Annotated in this window: 12 protein-coding genes and 1 tRNA gene; 4 read left to right on the forward strand and 9 right to left on the reverse strand. The window is 62.7% G+C overall.

Translation table 11 applies throughout. The features are described 5' to 3' along the window. Positions 1-16 precede the first annotated feature (16 nt). On the reverse strand, positions 17-1,069 hold the full coding sequence (locus tag ACZ3GY_RS01305) for a gamma-aminobutyric acid-binding protein (RefSeq protein ID WP_463563589.1): 1,053 nt from the start codon (positions 1,067-1,069) through the stop codon (positions 17-19). 318 nt (positions 1,070-1,387) lie between these two features. Between ACZ3GY_RS01305 and ACZ3GY_RS01310 the strand changes: the two genes are divergently transcribed. After that, positions 1,388-2,311, forward strand: a complete 924-nt coding sequence (locus tag ACZ3GY_RS01310; protein WP_465908670.1) for a LysR family transcriptional regulator — start codon at positions 1,388-1,390, stop codon at positions 2,309-2,311. Positions 2,312-2,667: 356 nt separating this feature from the next. Here the strand turns inward: ACZ3GY_RS01310 and argE are convergent, their stop codons facing one another. The 5 genes from argE to ACZ3GY_RS01335 form a co-directional block, all read right to left on the reverse strand. Further along, on the reverse strand, positions 2,668-3,831 hold the full coding sequence (argE, locus tag ACZ3GY_RS01315; RefSeq protein WP_465908672.1) for an acetylornithine deacetylase: 1,164 nt from the start codon (positions 3,829-3,831) through the stop codon (positions 2,668-2,670). Beyond that, a complete protein-coding gene (locus tag ACZ3GY_RS01320; RefSeq protein WP_465908673.1) occupies positions 3,824-4,501 on the reverse strand; it encodes a DUF1028 domain-containing protein in 678 nt (225 codons plus the stop codon). Before ACZ3GY_RS01320 ends, argE begins: the two co-directional genes overlap by 8 nt. 10 nt (positions 4,502-4,511) lie before the next feature. Then, positions 4,512-4,937 (reverse strand): RidA family protein, encoded by a 426-nt coding sequence (locus ACZ3GY_RS01325; protein ID WP_042554711.1) that lies wholly within the window; start codon positions 4,935-4,937, stop codon positions 4,512-4,514. After that, positions 4,937-6,238, reverse strand: a complete 1,302-nt coding sequence (locus ACZ3GY_RS01330) for a flavin-containing monooxygenase (RefSeq protein WP_465908674.1) — start codon at positions 6,236-6,238, stop codon at positions 4,937-4,939. Before ACZ3GY_RS01330 ends, ACZ3GY_RS01325 begins: the two co-directional genes overlap by 1 nt. A 194-nt stretch (positions 6,239-6,432) precedes the next feature. Further along, entirely contained in the window at positions 6,433-7,968 is a 1,536-nt protein-coding gene (locus tag ACZ3GY_RS01335) for a sensor domain-containing diguanylate cyclase (RefSeq protein WP_465908675.1), read from the reverse strand. Between the two features lie 658 nt (positions 7,969-8,626). Here ACZ3GY_RS01335 and ACZ3GY_RS01340 point away from each other — a divergent pair. Together ACZ3GY_RS01340 and ACZ3GY_RS01345 are read left to right on the forward strand one after the other, a co-directional pair. Beyond that, a tRNA-Ile gene (locus tag ACZ3GY_RS01340) sits at positions 8,627-8,703 on the forward strand. A gap of 217 nt (positions 8,704-8,920) precedes the next feature. Next, a complete protein-coding gene (locus tag ACZ3GY_RS01345; protein ID WP_465908676.1) occupies positions 8,921-9,556 on the forward strand; it encodes a LuxR C-terminal-related transcriptional regulator in 636 nt (211 codons plus the stop codon). Positions 9,557-9,559: 3 nt separating this feature from the next. Here ACZ3GY_RS01345 and ACZ3GY_RS01350 read toward each other — a convergent pair whose 3' ends face one another. Beyond that, positions 9,560-11,191 (reverse strand): hybrid sensor histidine kinase/response regulator, encoded by a 1,632-nt coding sequence (locus tag ACZ3GY_RS01350; protein ID WP_465908677.1) that lies wholly within the window; start codon positions 11,189-11,191, stop codon positions 9,560-9,562. A 292-nt stretch (positions 11,192-11,483) separates the two neighbouring features. Between ACZ3GY_RS01350 and ACZ3GY_RS01355 the strand changes: the two genes are divergently transcribed. After that, positions 11,484-11,780, forward strand: coding sequence for a hypothetical protein (locus ACZ3GY_RS01355; RefSeq protein WP_465908678.1), 297 nt, complete (start codon positions 11,484-11,486; stop codon positions 11,778-11,780). Between the two features lie 180 nt (positions 11,781-11,960). On the opposite strand, the gene glyA is transcribed toward ACZ3GY_RS01355, so the two are convergent. Beyond that, positions 11,961-13,214 (reverse strand): serine hydroxymethyltransferase, encoded by a 1,254-nt coding sequence (glyA, locus tag ACZ3GY_RS01360; protein WP_225835335.1) that lies wholly within the window; start codon positions 13,212-13,214, stop codon positions 11,961-11,963. A gap of 137 nt (positions 13,215-13,351) precedes the next feature. Then, positions 13,352-17,530, reverse strand: coding sequence for a sensor domain-containing protein (locus ACZ3GY_RS01365; RefSeq protein WP_465909207.1), 4,179 nt, complete (start codon positions 17,528-17,530; stop codon positions 13,352-13,354). Positions 17,531-17,810 lie beyond the last annotated feature (280 nt).

The raw sequence follows: 17,810 nt of genomic DNA on the forward strand, positions 1-17,810 counted from the left end.
TTCTGCCGCCGTCTGATCAGCGCGCCGCCCAGCCATTGAAGCGCTCTTCGAGCTCTTCGCCGTGGTCGATCCAGAACTCGGCGTTCACCAGTTGGGCGCCGGCCATGTTGGCTTCGGCGGTTGGCAGCTGCGCCTGCACATCTGCGGGCAGTTGCGGCAGGGTCTGCTTGTGTACCGGGCCATACGGAATCTGGCTGGAGAACACCTTCTGGGTGTCCGCCTGGCTGGCGAACTTGATGAAGCGCTCGGCCAGTGCCTTGTTCGGGCTGCCTTTGACGATGGCCCAGTGCTCCGGGTCGTACAGGCTGCCGTTCCAGGAAATCTTCAGGTTGGCGCCTTCCTTTTGGGCCACGCCAATGCGGCCGTTGTAGGCGGCGGACATGGCCACGTCACCGGCCAGCAGCCATTGCGGCGGTTGGGCGCCAGCTTCCCACCACTGGATGGAGGATTTGATGGCGTCCAGCTTCTTGAAGGCGCGGTCGACGCCTTCGGGCGTGCCCAGCACTTCGTAAAGCTGGTCGCGGCTTACGCCATCGGCCAGCAAGGCCGCTTCCAGGGTGTACTTGGCGCTTTTACGCAGGCCACGCTTGCCCGGGAATTTCTGCAGGTCCCAGAAGTCGGCCCAGGAGGCCGGCGCGGTTTTCAGTTTGTCGCCGTTGTAGGCCATCACCATCGACCACACATAGGTGGCCACGCCGCACTCACTGACGGTGCCCGGAATGTACTGGCTGGTGTCGCCGAGAATGGCCGGATCCAGGCGCTCGAACAGGCCTTCTTCACAGCCGCGTTGTAGTTCCGGGCTTTCCAGTTCGACCACGTCCCAGGTCACCTGGCCGACGTCGACCATGGCTTTGACCTTGGACAGTTCGCCGTTGTACTCGCCAGCGATTACCTGACCGGCACCGCTCTGCTCGAAGGGTTTGAAGTAGGCGGCGGTCTGCGCGACCTTGGTGGCACCACCGAAGGAAATTACCGTCAGGCTGGATTCGGCCTGTGCCGAGGCGCTGGCCCCGGCCAGGATGGACAGGCCGATGGCGGCCCGGATGCATGGACGCAAGTGCTTGAACATGGAAACTCCCTCGCTTTTTTACGTTGTAGGTCTGAGGCAGTAATGGCCGAATCGGCGAACCTGCGCGTCGTATCACGCGTCAGGAGATCTCTGTTGTTATGGGCGTCCGCTCGGTTGGGGGAGCGTGAACGGCAATTCGCTCAGGTCGTCGTGGCGACCCGTGGGTTGTTCGAGTGAGGGCCATGGTGCGTCAGTCTGGCGAGAAGGAAAATTAGTAAAAATATGCTCGAGACATATGAAAAAACTTTGCAAGCGGCGGCCCCGTAACAGCGCATTACTGGAGTAAGGTGCAGGGAGTAATGGCGTTGAGATCGACACGTGGCTTCCTACACCCTCCGGCAACTCAAGTACTTCGTCACCACAGTGGAAGCCGGCAGCGTGGCCGAGGCCTCGCGGCAGCTGTACATTGCCCAGCCGTCCATCTCCACGGCGATCAAGGGGCTGGAAGAAAGCTTCGGCGTGCAGCTGTTCATCCGCCACCACGCCCAGGGTGTATCACTGACGCCCAGCGGCGCGCGCTTCTACGAGAAGGCCCAGCAACTGCTGCGCATGGCCCGCGAATTCGAGCAGAACGCCTTGGCCGACAACGACATCGTCGCCGGGCAGATCGATATCGGCTGCTTCGAAACCGTGGCGCCGCTCTACCTGCCACAGCTGATCGCCGGCTTTCGCGAGCGCTATCCGGGGGTGGACATCCGCATCCGCGATGGCGAGCAGCAGGAACTGGTGCAGGGCCTGACCGCCGGCTCCTTCGACCTGGCCTTTCTGTATGAGCACGACCTCGATGGCACCATTGCCACTGAGCCGCTGATGCCGCCGCAGAAGCCCTATGTGCTGTTGCCCGAGCACCACCGTTTCGCCGGCCAGGCACAGGTGTCGCTGCGCGATCTGTGCCTGGAGCCGATGATCCTGCTCGACGTGCAACCCAGCCGTACCTATTTCGTCAGCCTGTTCCACGAGCTGGGGCTGACCCCCAATATCGTCTTCAGCTCACCGTCGATCGAGATGGTGCGCGGCATGGTGGGCCAGGGCTTCGGCTTCTCGCTGCTGGTCACCAAGCCGCACTCGGAATGCACTTACGACGGCAAGCGCGTGGTCACCGTGGACATCACCGAACCTGTCGCCACCTCCGGCCTGGTGGCGGCACGCCTCAAACGTGGGCAACTCACCAAGCCAGCGCAATTGTTCGTCGACTTCTGTCGGGAGCGGTTGAGCCAGCTTAGCGAGAGTGCCGGGCTGTAGAGCCGGGGAAACGCGGATATTGGCTATCGCCACTGTGGGAGCAGGCCAATCGTGGTTGATGCACGGTGGACGGGTGACGCGTCGTCCACCCTGCGATTCGCTCGTAGGGTGGCGCTTTAGCCCACCGTTGCGGGGTTGGGTTCGCGCTGACTTGCGAGATTCTGGTGGGCTGAAGCCCACCCTACGCCACGACGTCACTCTCTCCTCTGCTGTGGGGGCGGGCCATGCCCGCGATTTCGCGCGCATGGTGCGCTCCCACAGTAAGAGGGCCAATCGTGGTTGGTGCCTGGAGGACGGGTAAGGCGTCGTCCACCCTACGCTACGCTCTCTTCTGTGGCCCACCAAACAACCGAATCTCAAACCGGCTCGCGCAGGTAATCCACCAGTCTCGAAAGCATTGCATCACAACCCTGGAGCTGTTCCACGCTGACGAACTCGTCAGGCTTGTGGCCCTGATCCATGCTGCCAGGGCCGCAGACCACGGTTGGGATGCCGGCGCCGTCGAACAGGCCGCCTTCGGTGCCAAAGGCCACGGTGCCGAAATCACTTGACCCGCAGATCCTCGTCAGCAGGCGCGCGGCCTCGCTGTCGGGCGGTGTGGCGAGGCCGGGGTAGGCGCTCAGCGCTTGCAGGCGGATGTCGCTGGCGGCGCTCACCGCCTGCATCTTCGGCAGCAGTTGCTGGGCGGCGTAGCTTTGCAATTCATCCGCCACGCTCTGTGCGTTGAAGCCCGGCAACGCGCGCACCTCGAAATCGAACTCGCATTCCGCCGGTACGATGTTCAGCGCGCGGCCGCCCTTGATCAGGCCGGTCTGCACGGTGGAGAAGGGCGGGTCGAAGCGCGCATCGTGGTGCTCGGGCTGGGCCAGGCGCGCGCCGATGTCGCCCAGGTGGCCGATCAGCCGTGCCGCGTATTCGATGGCATTCACGCCGTAGGGCGCGTACGCCGAATGGCAGGCGGCGCCGTGCACTTCGCAGCGCATCGCCAGCTTGCCCTTGTGGCCGAGCACGGGCTTGAGTTCGGTAGGTTCGCCGATCAGGCACAGGGTCGGTTTATGTGGGCGTTTTTCCAGTTCGGCGAGCATGGAGCGCACGCCGAGGCAGCCGACTTCTTCGTCGTAGGAAAACGCCAGGTGCACCGGTACCTGCAGCGGGCGTTGTACGAGGTTCGGCACCGCCGCCAGCACGCAGGCGATAAAGCCCTTCATGTCCGCCGCACCGCGGCCGTACAGGCAGCCGTCCCGCTCCGTCAGCTGGAACGGGTCGAGCGTCCAGGCCTGGCCGTCCACCGGTACCACGTCGGTGTGGCCGGACAGCACCACGCCGCCGCGATCCGTCGGGCCAATGGTGGCGAACAGATTGGCCTTGGTGCCTTCGGCGTTGTGGAACAGCTCGCTGTCGACGCCGAAGCCCGCCAGGTAATCGCGGATGAATTCGATCAGTTGCAGGTTGGAATCACGGCTGACCGTGGCGAAGCCGATCAGCCGCTCGAGCAGGGCGCGGCTGCTGGGCTCATTCATCGCCCGGCACTCCATAACTTGGCGCGGCCGTGGGGTCTAGGGCGCGGCTCAGGTAATCCTGCATCTGCGGCCGGTAAGCTTGCCACAAGCCATCCAACTGGCCGATGGGGTCTTCGTCCGCCCAGTCGACCCGCAGATCGATGATCGGCCAGACCAGGTCGCCCACCACCTTGAGCGCAGCCGAATGCACCGGGCCGGCTTCGCCGCCGGCGGCCATCGCCCCATGCATGGCCGCGAGCAGGCGATCAGCCAGTTGCCCGCTGGCGTTTTCGAATGCCTCGACCATGGCCTGGATCACTGCTTCGCCCGACAGCAGATTACCCGCCGCCACGCACTGCTCACCGGCCACCGCGTTGTACAGCCCCAGCGCTTCCTTGCCGCTGAACAGCGCGGTACGGCCGTGGCTGTCGATCACCGTCACCTGGCGGTACTGGCTCCAGCCATTGGCGCTCAGCGCGCGCTGCAGGGCGTCGCTCGGCTCCAGCGTCTGCTGTTCCAGCAGGTCGAGAATCTGCGGGCCGAGGGCGGGCAGGGTGACGTTCTGGGTGGCAACCGCCCCTACACCGGCACGCAGCCAGGGGCAACGCGCGCCCACGGCGATGCTCGACGAGCTGATGGCGATGCCCAGTTGACCGGTTTCCGGGCAGCGCCCGACGATGGAAAAGGTCATGCCTGCCTCCTTATTTGGCTTGCCAGTCGTCCGGGATCACGGCGATCACGTCGATCTCCATCAGCCACTGCGGCTGGCCAAGGGCCGACACCACCAGGCCGGTGGAGATCGGGAATACGCCCTTCAGCCACTTGCCGACTTCCTTGTACACCGGTTCGCGGTAGCGTGGGTCGATCAGGTAAGTGGTGGTCTTGACGATGTGCGAGAGGTCGCTGCCGGCTTCTTCCAGCAGTTGCTTGAGGTTCTTCATCGCCTGCTCGGTCTGTGCCTGCGGGTCGCCAAGGCCGACCAGATTGCCGTCGAAGTCGGTGCCGACCTGGCCGCGTACGTACACCGTGTTGCCGGCGCGCACGGCTTGGCAGAGGTCATTGTCCAGGGACTGGTTGGGGTAGGTGTCCTTGGTGTTGAACATGCGGATGCGGGTATGAGTGGGCATCATTTGACTCCCTGCAGGCGGGTGATGGGGGCTTCTGCCTGGCGCTGCTCGGCATCGCGATAGGCGGTGTATTTGCGTTGTGTGGCGATGTGATCGGCGACGTGCTTGGCGTCGTGCCACACGCCCCAGATGAACGACGAGCCCCGGCGCGACAGCCACGGCAGGCCGAGGAAATAGATGCCCGGCTCGCGCGATACGCCGCGCTGATGCTGCGGCTTGCCGTTGGCGTCGAAGGTATCGGCCTCCAGCCAGGTGAAGTCGGTGGCGAAGCCTGTGGCCCAGATGATCGACGTCACGCCGGCCTCGATCAGATCCAGCTCGCGCAGCGGCTCGGTCATGCACGCTGGGTCGGCGGGGATGCGCCGCGCTTCCGGCTCTTCTGGCAGATCCAGGCCGTTGCGGGCGATGTAGGCATCCGCGGCATCGAGCAGCGCCAGGTAGTTCTCGTCGCCACGGCGGACGTTGTCGACCAAGTCGTCGGCAAACTGCACTACGCCGTTATCGAACGAGCGGGTCAGGCCAACCAGTGTCATGCCTTCGTGGGCCAGGCGGCGGAAGTCGATGGTTTTGCCGCCACCAGCGCCGCTGACAGCGATAGTCACGTGTTCGCGGCCGGCCTTCGGGGTTTCCTGATCCCACTCGCCGAGCACGCCCAGCCACCAGCAGAAATCACGGTCGCGATAGCTGCGTGGCGGCCGATCATGGGCACCGACCGACAGGTACACCTGGCGGCCTGCCTGCATCAGCTCATCGGCGATCTGCGTGCCCGAGGAGCCCGCGCCAATCACCAGTACCGCACCGGCTGGCAACTGCTGCGGATTGCGGTATTCAGCGGAGTGGATCTGTGTCAGGCGCTCGTCTTTTGGCGCGATGGCCGGGATCACCGGGCGCTGGAACGGTCCGGTAGCGGCGACCACACGGTTGGCCTCGATCACGCCCTCCGAGGTTTCGATGGTGAAGCCGGGGCGATTGGCGTTGCGGCGTACCTTCTTCACTTCCACGCCGGTGCGAATCGGCGCGTTAAAGGTGCGCGCATAAGCTTCGAAGTAGGCGGCTACCTGCTCCTTGGCGGGAAAGGCGTCATCGTCGATGTCGAATTCCAGGCCGGGAAAGCGGTCATGCCAGGCCGGCCCGTTGGCCACCAGCGAATCCCAGCGCATAGTGCGCCAGCGTTCGGCGATGCGGTCGCGCTCCAGCACCAGGTGCGGCACGCCCAGCTTGGTCAGGTGCTCGCTCATCGCCACCCCGGCCTGGCCTGCGCCAACCACCAGGGTATCTATTTCGATTTTCTCGACAGTCATCTCTATGTCCCTCTGAAGGAGGCCGGGCGCCTTTCGGCCAAGGCTGGCCTTGGGCACATCGCGCAAGCCGCTCGTGCATTGGGGCCATTGTGTTCAGAGGCAGGGGATAGCGAAATTAGCGTTTTTGTAGTCGTTGACCAGCAAAAAGCTGGGTACTGCCGCAGGGGGCGGTGCGGCGGCCCTCGACGGCTCAGTCAGACGGGGTTGTCGCCGAGCGTCACGCGGTTGCGGCCAGCGCCTTTGGCTGCGTACAGGGCGACATCCGCAGCCGCGACCAGTGCGGCGGGTGTCGGCATATCTCGCCCTGGCACGCAGGACGCGACGCCGACGCTCAAGGTCAGGTTGGTGTAGGGCGAACCCTCATTGGCTATCGCCAAGGCTTCGACATCCGCGCGAATTCGCTCGGCCACAGCCAAGGCTGACGCGCTTTCTGCGCCGGGGAGAATCAGCGCCATTTCCTCACCGCCATAGCGTGCAGTGGTATCTGCACTGCGCTTGGCATGGCGCTTGAGTACTGCGGCCACCTGCTTGAGCGCTTCGTCACCAGCCGGGTGGCCGTACTGATCGTTGAAGCGTTTGAAGTAGTCCACATCGACCAGCACGAAAGACAGCGGCTGCCCCTGGGCTGCCGCAGAGCTGAAGGCCGCCTGCAGCGCTTCATCCAATCGGCGACGTGTGGCCAGGCCCGTGAGGGCATCTTCGCCGGCGATGATCTCCAGCGCGTGATTGGCTTCTGCCAGATCACGGTGCATACCCTTCAGGCTGGCTTCCATCTCGCCCTGGCGCCCGAGCGCACGCCAGATCAAACAGGCCATCGACACGAACAGCAACAGCACGATGCCGCTCAAGACCCAGGTCTGCTGTGCACGGTGTCGCCAGGCCTGCAGCGCCTGTTCTTCCGACACCGCCGCAGCCACCACAATCGGGTATTCGGCGCTGGAGTCGAAGCCATAGATACGCCTCACGCCATCGAGCATCGCCGTCAGCACCATGTTGCCGCGTGTCACGCCATCGTCGTTGATCATGCGCAGCACTGGGCTTTTCGATACGTTGACCGCATAGCTCTCGGTGGACAGCTGCGACCTGGCGAGGATGGTGCCGTCGCGCTTGACCAGGCCGATGACGCCCTCGCTACCCAGGTCGATGGTCTGGTAGAAATCGACGAAGCGTTCGATCAGCAGCGTTGCCAGCACCACGCCGCGGAACTCGCCGTTGGCATCGTTGAGGCGCAGCGACAGTGAAATCACCCATTCGCCGGTCATGCGGCTCTGAATGGGCGCGCCGATAAACAGACCGTAGTTCCTGTTCTCGCGATGCAGGGCGAAGTAATCCCGGTCGGCGGCGCTATAGGTCGTATTGGGGTCGGGAATCGTGGTGATCAGCGCCCGACCATCCGGGCCGACCACGGTGAACCCTTGAACATCGCGCAGCACCCCCAGTTGGGCCCGTGATACCTCCAGGACCTCTTGCAGGTTTTCAGGGCCATAACCGGCAATCTTCAGCTTGCGTTCGATGCCGATCAGCACCGTATGCGCATCGCGGATCGTCGACTCGGCCTGCCTGGTCAGTGCCGTCGACAAATTCTGCATATCGTCGACATTATTCCTCAGCGCCTCGCGTTTATCCCACTCCACCTGCAGATAGGTGAGCAGCAGAAAGGCCATGCTCACAACGCCAGTCATGATCGCGACCAGGCGCCTGAGGTGACCGATTTTGGATGTCTGACTCATCAAATTTGCAGACCTGGCTGAGGCGGTGTTGAGCGTGTATCGGCCTTCACCATTGGCAGCGCAAGGGCGCTGGATGAATACGCTAGCTTGCCAATGATAGAGAGCGGTAATGGGATTATGAACGATCAGGCCGCTTCGTGGCGCCTTCTGCTGGGCACAACCTTTCGGTGCATGGATCAAATCAGCACACGGATCAAACGCGCTCGAGCCATCGGGATGTGGACGTTCCGTGAACGCAAAGGCGCAGTAGAAACGGATTTGTCGAGTGTATAAAAACACGAAAGCCTCGCAGTGCGAGGCTTGTGTAGCGGGCACTACGACTGTCGCTAGGCCGTGGCACGACGGCGGCTGCGCCAAGGAAATCTCCCAGGCATCAGAAGGTGTCATTCATGGCATTACTAGTCTGTGAGCCGATTAGCCACCCTATTCGGCTCGATTAGTGAGCCGAATAATGAATCTATTCAACTCAAAAAGTGACCCTCAGGCTGCGCTCAGACACATCGTATTTCTTCAGGGGCGCGGAGCACGCTCCTGCAGTCGTCTCGGTATTTTTCTCGGGATTGGAGACGCTGCACAGTGTCGTTGCGATGTTTCCAGACACGCAGCGCATCGGATTGGCGCTCGGCCAGGTGCATCGGTATAATCCGCCGGCCTCTGAGGGCCTATAGCTCAGTTGGTTAGAGCAGAGGACTCATAATCCTTTGGTCCACGGTTCGAGTCCGTGTGGGCCCACCACCTTTAAAGCCGCGCACTGCGCGGCTTTTTCATGTCTGCAATTCCAGGCCGAATCCGCCACGTAGGTCAGGATCTTTCATAGCGGCTGAGGGTCTATGTCGTTTGATCGGCGTCTGCACCTGATCAATGAGCCGGCCCCATCGGCCCAGACTGAGAACCAGATGCTAGCGCCCCCATGGATATGACCTTAGTCTGAGCCCATGATGAAAACGTCCTTATGATCGAACAACCTCAGCAAGACCGCATTATCGTGGCCGATGATCATCCGGTTTTTCGTGAAGGCCTGAGCCGCATCGCGCAGCGCGTCTTTCCCCATGCCTGCATTCTCGAGGCGGGTGACATGGACGAGGTGCTCGCCCTGGCTAGTGCTGGTACGGCGCCCTGCTTGTTCATGCTCGATCTGCTGTTTCCGGGGCAGTCTCCGCAAGCCATTGGTGCGTTGCGCCAGCGGTTTCAGCGCAGCTCCATCGTGATCGTGTCGATGGTCGACAACCGCGAGCTGATCGACGAGGTGATGGTGGCTGGTGCCGATGGCTTTATCGGCAAGGCGACGCCGCCCGACGAAATTGCCGCCGGGCTGCTGGCGGTGCGTGCGGGGGATTTCGTCCTCAGTCTGGGCCCGGCCGGGGTGCCGGCCTTTACCGAGGGCAGGCAACTGCTCGAGCAACTGACGCCGCGCCAGCAGGACGTGTTGCGGTTATTGGTTCGCGGCCTGTCGAACAAGGAAATCGCCCGCGAGCTAGACATCTCTCCCTTTACCGTGCGTATTCATGTTTCTTCGCTGCTGCGCACGCTGGATGTCAGCAGCCGTGCAGCTGCAGCCGCCAAGGCGGCGCAGGCTGGGTTGCGTTAATCGTCAGGCTGCTTGCGATCCGAGTTTGAGCGCCACCAGCAGCGAGCGCAGCTCGGCGGGCTGCACGGGCTTGGACAGGATTGGAATGTTCTCGTCAGCCAACTGTTCCTGGACGCGGCGCACGTCGTGGCCGGTCATGATGATGGCAGGCACGTTGCGGCCGCTGAGTGCACGCACATGGTTGATGCAGTCGGCCCCATGCGCTTCGAGGCCGAGGTCGAAGTCGGTGACCACCAGATCGAAGTCCGCCGGCACGTCTGGTAGCGAGGTGAAGGTGGTGACGTCACAGCCCCATTTCGTCAGTAGGGTGGCGGTGGCCAGTAGCACGTTCTGATCATCCTCGATGAGGCATACCCGCAAGCCATCCAGCATGCGCGGCGCCAGGGTATTGCTCTGTGCCGGGGCAGGGCGTTCGACAGGTGCCGCTACCGGCTGCAGGCCGTCGATGGCTGCGAGTGTGCCCCGGCCCTCAACGGAGCGAATGCGAATGCGCAGATCCATCAGCGTGCCTAGTCGCCTGACGATGGTCAGCCCCAGCCCCATTCCGTCGACATCAGTGTCGCGCGCCTGGCGCACGCGGTAGAACTCTTCGAAGATATTGTCGAGATGCGCGTCGGCAATACCGCGGCCCTTGTCGTACAGCTCGATGGACAGGCCCGTGCCTTTGCGCCGGCAGCCGATCAGCACGGGTTTCCCGGGGGCGTACTTCAAGGCGTTGGAGAGCAGGTTCTGCAGCATGGTGGTGAGCAGGGCGTGATCGGTACGCACGTAGACTGGCGGGCAGTGCAGGCGAATATCCACTCCGGCCCAGCGGGCTGCCTCGGTGTTCTGCTGGATCAGTTGCTGTAGCAGAGTGTGCAGCGGCAGGGTCTCCATTTGTGCCGCCACCTTGCCGCTGTCCAGCGAATACATGTCGAGAATCGAGCGGAACAGGCGGGCAACGCTGTTCAGCGATTTGTCGATGTTCTCCACCAGGCGTTTCTGCTCGCTGTCCAGGCTGCTGTCGCGCAGGCAGGCGGTGAACAGGCTGATGGAGTGAATGGGCTGGCGCAGATCGTGACTGGCCTGCGCCAGAAACTGCGACTTGGCCAGGTTGGCGGCCTGCTCGGCTTCAGCGGCGAGGCGCGAGCGCTTGAGCAGGGTGTGTATATAGGCGGGCACCATCAGGGTGGTGAGCAGCAGGGTGATGATCAGATAAGGTTGCGACTGCCAGTAGGCCGAAGTGCTAGCGATGATTAGCAGCGAGAGCGTGGCCATGACAGTTGCCAGCAACAGGTAGCCCGATCTGTAGCGCAGGCCGTAGCCGACCGTCACCCAGAGCAGGACGGCATAGATCGGCAGCATCGGTGCGCCACCTGCGGAAATGACCAGCGTGATGGTGGTGTAGTCGATGAGCATGGTCAGCACTCGCCGTGCCGGTCGGTTGCCGGGGCGGCGGCGGATGTCGAGCCAGAGCGCCAGAGCGGCGGCACAGTAGGCCGACTCGTAGAGGAATATGTCCCAGGCCACCTCTGCCTCAAGCATGGAGAGCTGGTAGAGCACCAGTGCATAGCTGATGGCGATGGGCGAGATGATCAGACGCACCACCGCCTGAGCACGCTCGACGTCGTACGCGCGTGGCGCGGTCACGGACATGTAGATTTCCTACGAGCTAGTTGATTCGGACACTCGTACACCATAGGCCGCCGGCCTTTGCAGGCGCAAGGCAGCAGCAAACGCACAACGTGCCTCTAGCACACCCGTACTATTTCGCCGCGACTATACCCTTCTTAAAATCGCGGGCATCGCTTCGGCAATGGGTCGAAGGCAGGTCGTCGAGGAAGAATCTCACATGAGCATCAAAGGAACGCTTGGGGCTCTGCTCATTGCCCCGATGCTGGCTACTCTTGCCGGGTGCCTGCCGCAGAATACGCAAAGCCAGGGCCTTATGAATAACACGCAGGCGGCCAATGCCAGCGGTCCCTGCACGCCGAGCACGTCCGATAACCTGATCTCGACTGGCCGCAGCCTGTTGAGCATTGCGAACTCCGTGCTGGAAACTCAGCAGAGCTTCCAGGGTGACTCGACCACCTACGCTTCGCGCATGCAGGCGGCGGAGAAGGCCCAGAAGGTCAACCAGGGCAATGACGTGCTCAACAACGTCGAAAGCATGACCGCCGGCCTCGGTGCCAGCGCTCCGTGCACTGCCACCGCTACTGCCGCACCGGCCGCTGCATCGCGTTGATTGCGCCAGGGGCATGAGTGCCTTTCGGGAAACCGAGCAGGCCCGCTACCAACGAAGAAGCCGCGCACTGTGCGGCTTCTTCGTTTGCGGCATTTGCTCACTGATCCACGGCCTGTGATTTTTTCGCCGGAATGAAAAAGCCCGGCATTGGCCGGGCTTTTTCGTTTACAGCGCTGTCGCTTATTTGCCGTAAACCGGCAGTTTGGCGCAGATGGCTTTGACCTTCTCGCGAACAGCGTCGATCACCGCTTCGTTATTCAGGTCGGCCAGGATGTCGCAGATCCAGCCAGCCAGTTCCTTGCACTCGGCTTCCTTGAAGCCACGAGTGGTGACTGCCGGGGTGCCGAAGCGCAGGCCGGAGGTCACGAACGGGGAGCGTGGGTCGTTCGGCACCGAGTTCTTGTTGACGGTGATGAAGGCTTTGCCCAGTGCGGCGTCGGCGTCCTTACCGGAGATTTCCTGCTTGATCAGCGAGAGCAGGAACAGGTGGTTTTCGGTGCCGCCGGAAACGACGTCGAAGCCACGCTCGATGAACACGCCGGCCATGGCCTGGGCGTTCTTCACGACCTGCTGCTGGTAAGTCTTGAACTCAGGCTGCAGCGCTTCCTTGAAGCAGATCGCCTTGGCAGCGATGACGTGCTCCAGCGGGCCGCCCTGGGCGCCCGGGAAGACGGCAGAGTTGAGCTTCTTCTCGATCTCGGCGTTGGCCTTGGCGAGGATCAGGCCGCCGCGCGGGCCGCGCAGGGTCTTGTGGGTGGTAGTGGTGACCACGTCGGCGAACGGTACCGGGTTCGGGTACACGCCAGCAGCGACCAGGCCTGCGACATGCGCCATATCAACAAAGAGCAAGGCGCCTACCTTGTCAGCGATGGCGCGGAAGCGTGGGAAGTCGAGAATCTGCGAGTAGGCGGAGAAACCGGCGACGATCATCTTCGGCTTGTGCTCGACAGCCAGGCGCTCGACTTCGTCGTAGTCGATCAGGCCGTTGCCGTCGATGCCGTACTGAATGGCGTTGTACAGCTTGCCCGACGAGGAAACGCTGGCGCCGTGGGTCAGGTGACCGCCGTGGGCCAGGCTCATGCCCAGGATGGTGTCACCGGCGCTCAGCAGGGCCAGGTAGACAGCAGCGTTGGCTTGCGAACCCGCATGCGGTTGAACGTTGGCGTAATCGGCGCCGAACAGCTCTTTGGCGCGGTCGATGGCCAGTTGCTCAACGATATCCACGTACTCGCAGCCACCGTAATAGCGCTTGCCCGGGTAGCCTTCGGCGTACTTGTTGGTCAGCACGGAGCCCTGGGCTTCCATGACGGCCGGGCTGGTGTAGTTTTCCGAAGCGATCAGCTCGATGTGCTCTTCCTGGCGCAGAGCTTCTTGCTGCATGGCTTCGAAGAGCTCGGCGTCGTACTTGGCAATGGTCAAATCACGGCTGAACATGGCAATCCCCTGAGAATCAGCTGGGCGGATGAAATAGGGTGCGGATTCTAACGCATCCGAGCTGGCCAGGCATATGAAGCGTGATCATGGCCAGGATAAGCGGCGCTCACGTCTCGCCCGCGCCGCGTGCAGCGACGTTATTCGAGTGTGAACGGGTGCTGGCTGCCGAACTGCGCCTCGAATTGGTGGGCGGTTATCGGCCGGCCGAGCAGGTAGCCCTGCACCTCGTCGCACGCGTGGTTGCGCAGGAAGTCGAGCTGCTCCTGGGTTTCCACGCCCTCGGCGATCACCGTCATGTTCAGGCTGTGGGCCATGGCGATGATGGCGCGGGCGATCTGCCCGTCCTGCTCGCCCTGGGGCAGGCCGTCGACGAAGCTGCGGTCGATCTTCAGCACGTCGATAGGGAATTGCTTGAGGTAGTTGAGCGACGAATAGCCGGTGCCGAAGTCGTCGATGGCGATGCACAGGCCGAGGTTCTTCAATACGGTCAGGGTCTGCATGGCGGCTGCCACGTCCTGCATGAGGATGCTTTCGGTCAGCTCCAGCTCCAGGCAGGCGGCGGGGATGTCGCTCTGGCTGAGGATGCGTTCGATACGCTGGTGCAGGTCGCCGTCGCTGAACTGACGGGCGGACAGGTTCACCGAAACCCGGGGTACGTGGATTTTGTTGTTGTGCCAGGTGCCCAGCTGGCGACAGGCTTCGGCGAGCACCCATTCGCCGACCTGCACCACCAGGCCGAGCTCTTCGAGCACCGGGATGAAGGCGTTAGGGGCGACCAGGCCGCGTGTGGGGTGTTGCCAGCGTAGCAACGCTTCGACGCCGGTCAGCAGTTTGCCGTCGCCGGAGAACTGCGGTTGGTAGTGCAGCAGGAATTCGCCCTGTTCCAGCGCGTGGCGCAGGTCGCCTTCCAGCTCCAGGCGCTCCAGAGCGCTGGCGTTCATGTCCGCCTGGTAGAACTGGAAGTTGTTCTTGCCGCGCTCTTTGGCGTGGTACATCGCGGTGTCGGCGTTCTTCATCAACTGGCTCAGTTCGTGGCCGTCCTGCGGGCTGAGGGCGATGCCGATACTGGCGGTGACGAAGAATTCGCGGCCTTCCAGCACAAAGGCGCGGGCCAGGCTGGCGAGAATCTGTTCGGCGACGTGGATGGCACGGTGCAAAGCGCCTTCGCGGCTGCCATTGGATTGCAGCAGCAGGGTGAATTCGTCGCCGCCCATGCGTGCCACGGTATCGTCTTCGCCCACGCAGGCGGCCAGACGAATGGCGACGTCCTTGAGCATGCGGTCGCCAGCCGCGTGGCCGAGGGAGTCGTTGATCGGCTTGAAGCGGTCGAGGTCGAGGAACATCAGCACCACCCACTCGCGATGCCGCTCGGCATGCTGCAGGGCGGTGTGCAGGCGATCCTGAAACAGGGTGCGGTTGGGCAGTTGGGTCAGGGCGTCGTAGTAGGCCAGCCGGTGGATGCGCTGCTCACTGGCCTTGCGCTCGCTGATGTCACTGAAGAAACACACGTAGCTGACCAGGTCGCCTTCTTCGTCATGTACCGCGGTGATGCCGACCCAGGCCGGGAAGTTTTCGCCGTTGCGGCGCCGCAGCCAGATCTCGCCTTCCCAGGAACCGCGCAGGTGAAGCTGGGACAGTACGTAGTTCAGGTGATTGTTTTTCTGGCTGTCGGCGGTGAGCATGCCCGGCAACTGGTCGAGCACTTGCTCGGAGCTGTAACCGCTGACCAGGCTGAAGGCGTTGTTGACCTGAACGATGTAGCCCGCCGGGTCGGTGACCAGAATAGCTGCCGTGGAGTGCTCGAATACCGTCGCCGCCATGCGCAGGTCTTTCTCGGCACGGCGCTGCTGCCCAATGTCGCGGCCCACGCCGAGCAGGCCCTCGAAGCGCCCGCTGTCGTCCCACATGGGTACCAGGCGCAGCTCCACCGGAATTTTTCGACCATCGGCGCGCAGGCAATCGAAGACGCACAGTTGCGGTGTCAGGTTCTGCCGCAGTTCGTGCATCTGCTGCGGTACACCCATGGCAGCGCGGATGCGGGCGAGCAGAGCGAAGACGCCACTGAGTTGCTGCGGGTTGGTGGCCAGGCCCTCGAAGCCATGCTTCTGCACCCACGGCACCGAGTAACCGAGCACCGTTTGCACCGAAGGGCTGATGTAGTTGAGGTCGAGCTGACTATCAGTGGAGAAAATGACGTCGCTGATGCTCTCGGCCAGCAGGCGGTAACGCTGTTCGTTGTCACGTAGCGATTCGTTGCGGGCGATCTGCTCGGTGATGTCCTTGGCCACGCCGATCAGGCGGCTGACCCAGCCATTGCTGTCCCGCGAGAGCGCCTGTTCGGTGATGCTGAGCCAGCGCCAGGAGCCATCCTGGTGTCGTGCACGGAACTGCGACTCGAGCAGTACGCCGTCGCTCAGCACGGTTTGCAGGTTACGCACGCGCCCGTACAAGTCGTTGTCGTCGGGATGCACGATGCGTTTCCAGAAACCGTCGCCCTGGGCCTTCACGAAGGCGGCGTCGTAACCCAGTTTGACGCCGATGTCGTGGTTGCTGAACAGCAGGGTGCGCGACGGAATGTCGTTGACGTAGAGGGTATCCGGCACCGCACGGACGACTTCTGACCAGAAGCGCTCGCGCTCGACCAGCGACAACTCCATGCGCTTGCGGCTGGTGATGTCACTGATACTCAGGGCTACGGCGTGCAGATCTTGTGCGCTTTCCGGCAGGCGCATCACCAGCCACAGGTGGCGGACGCTACCGTGCGGGCCTTCAATATGGCTTTCCAGTTCGAGGTGGCCGCCGCCGTCGAGTAGGGCGGCACTGAGCTGGGCACGGAAACCGTGCGGGTTCACGTCACCCCTATTGATCAGTTGTTCCCTGGCCTGCTCGGGCGTGTTCACGCCGAGCAGGCGTAGGGCGACCTGATTGGTTTCGGTGATGCGTATGTGCCTGAGCAGTTCGCCATGACGCTGCGGATTACGTTGCAGCCATGGCTGCAGTTGGGCACCGCTGCTCAGCCCTTCTTCGTGCAGAAAGTGGTACAGCCCGGCGAGGTCGAGCACGCAGAGGGCGGTGCCGGTGCCGTCGAAGATGTCCTGATAACGGCGCCGGGCTTCCTGCAGCACGCGGGTGGCTTGTTGCTCTTCGGTGACGTCACGCAGTACCCAGACAAACCCCAGGTGGCGAGCTTCGTCACCCAGGTCGCTGCGGGTGATGGTAAACAGCCGCACATCACCGTCCTGAAGGATTTCCACCAGATCCGGCCCCAGGTCACTATGGAAGGCCGTGGCGTGTAGCAGTAACGGATCGAGGCGCGGCAGTAGCTCCAGCAGGTGCCATTCGCTGGCGTGCCGGTTGGTCAGGCCGAACAGTGCTTCGGCCTGTGGGTTGAGGTAGGTCAGGCGGCCGTTGCTGTCGGTCACCAATACCCGCTCTTCGATAACGCTCAAAGCACTGGCGGCTTGATGCAGAGAGCGCCGCGACGCTGCGTTGAGCGCGTGCAGATGGCTTTGCTCACGTACCAGGCGGTAGAGGGCGAACAGGGTGAGCAGGGCGCAGAGGGTGAACAGCAGGAATTTTCCGGCTATTTCCGGTAGCACCTGGGCTTGCAGCTTGCGCTCGTTGAGCATGGCGCGAAGCTGCCAGTCGGAGCCGGGCAGGGCTTGCAGGAAAATGGTTTGCGCCTGGTTGGCTGCGGTGACCATCGGGTAGCTGGGTTCTTGCAGGTTTTTGCCGCGCGAGTCGGTGATCACCCGTGCGCTGATGGCATCCTCCAGCAACCAGGGGAAGTCGTTCTGGCGGCTATGCAGTAGCCAGCTCGTCAGGGCACTGGCGTTCAGACGCAGTGCCCAGTAACCATCGCCATTGGAGGCGTGCAGCAGGAGATAGATGCGTCCGTCACCCAGGGGGTCGAATGCGTAATGATAGCCCTGGCTGGCGCTGCGCCCGGTCAGTTCGGCAAGCAATTGATAGTCGGTGCTGTGCGGCGCAGTGTCATGCAGCAGGCGCCCGGCGTTATCCAGGCGGGCGATGCTGTGCAGGGACGGGAATACGATGCGCAAGTTGTTCAGGTAAGCAGCATGCGCCGGGCCTGCAGCATCTTCGGGTTCGTGCGTCGCATTGAGCACGGCCCGTCCGGCGTTGGCCATGGATCCCATGTTCAGGCTCAATTGCTTGGCCAACTGCTCGCTCACCGCCAGGTTGAGGGAGCGCTGGTTATCCTTCAACTGCTTGAATTCGAGCTGCAACTGCCACAACAGCAACACCAGAACTCCCAGCACCAGTACCACCAGAGCGCCCTTGAATGAGCGGCGCATGGGCACAATCTGTGGGTCGCGGTAGGGGGGCTTGGTGTTGGGCGCTGACACGTGATGAAGTCCTGCAACAGCGAGATAAAGAAGACCGGTGATGCTACTGCAAAGGCTAGTTAAGCAGGACGTCCGCTTCCCAAGGGCGGCTAGCATGCCACAACTGTGGCGAAGTGCCAGCTTGACCGACGAGCGTCCTGCGTTTACTGGCTCTTTCTAGTCGCCGCGAGATCGCCGAAAATACATCAGGGTTGGTTCGCTGCCGTCATACGAGGCTTACCCCTCTATT

Source organism: Pseudomonas sp. PME37.24/006, from assembly GCF_055556635.1.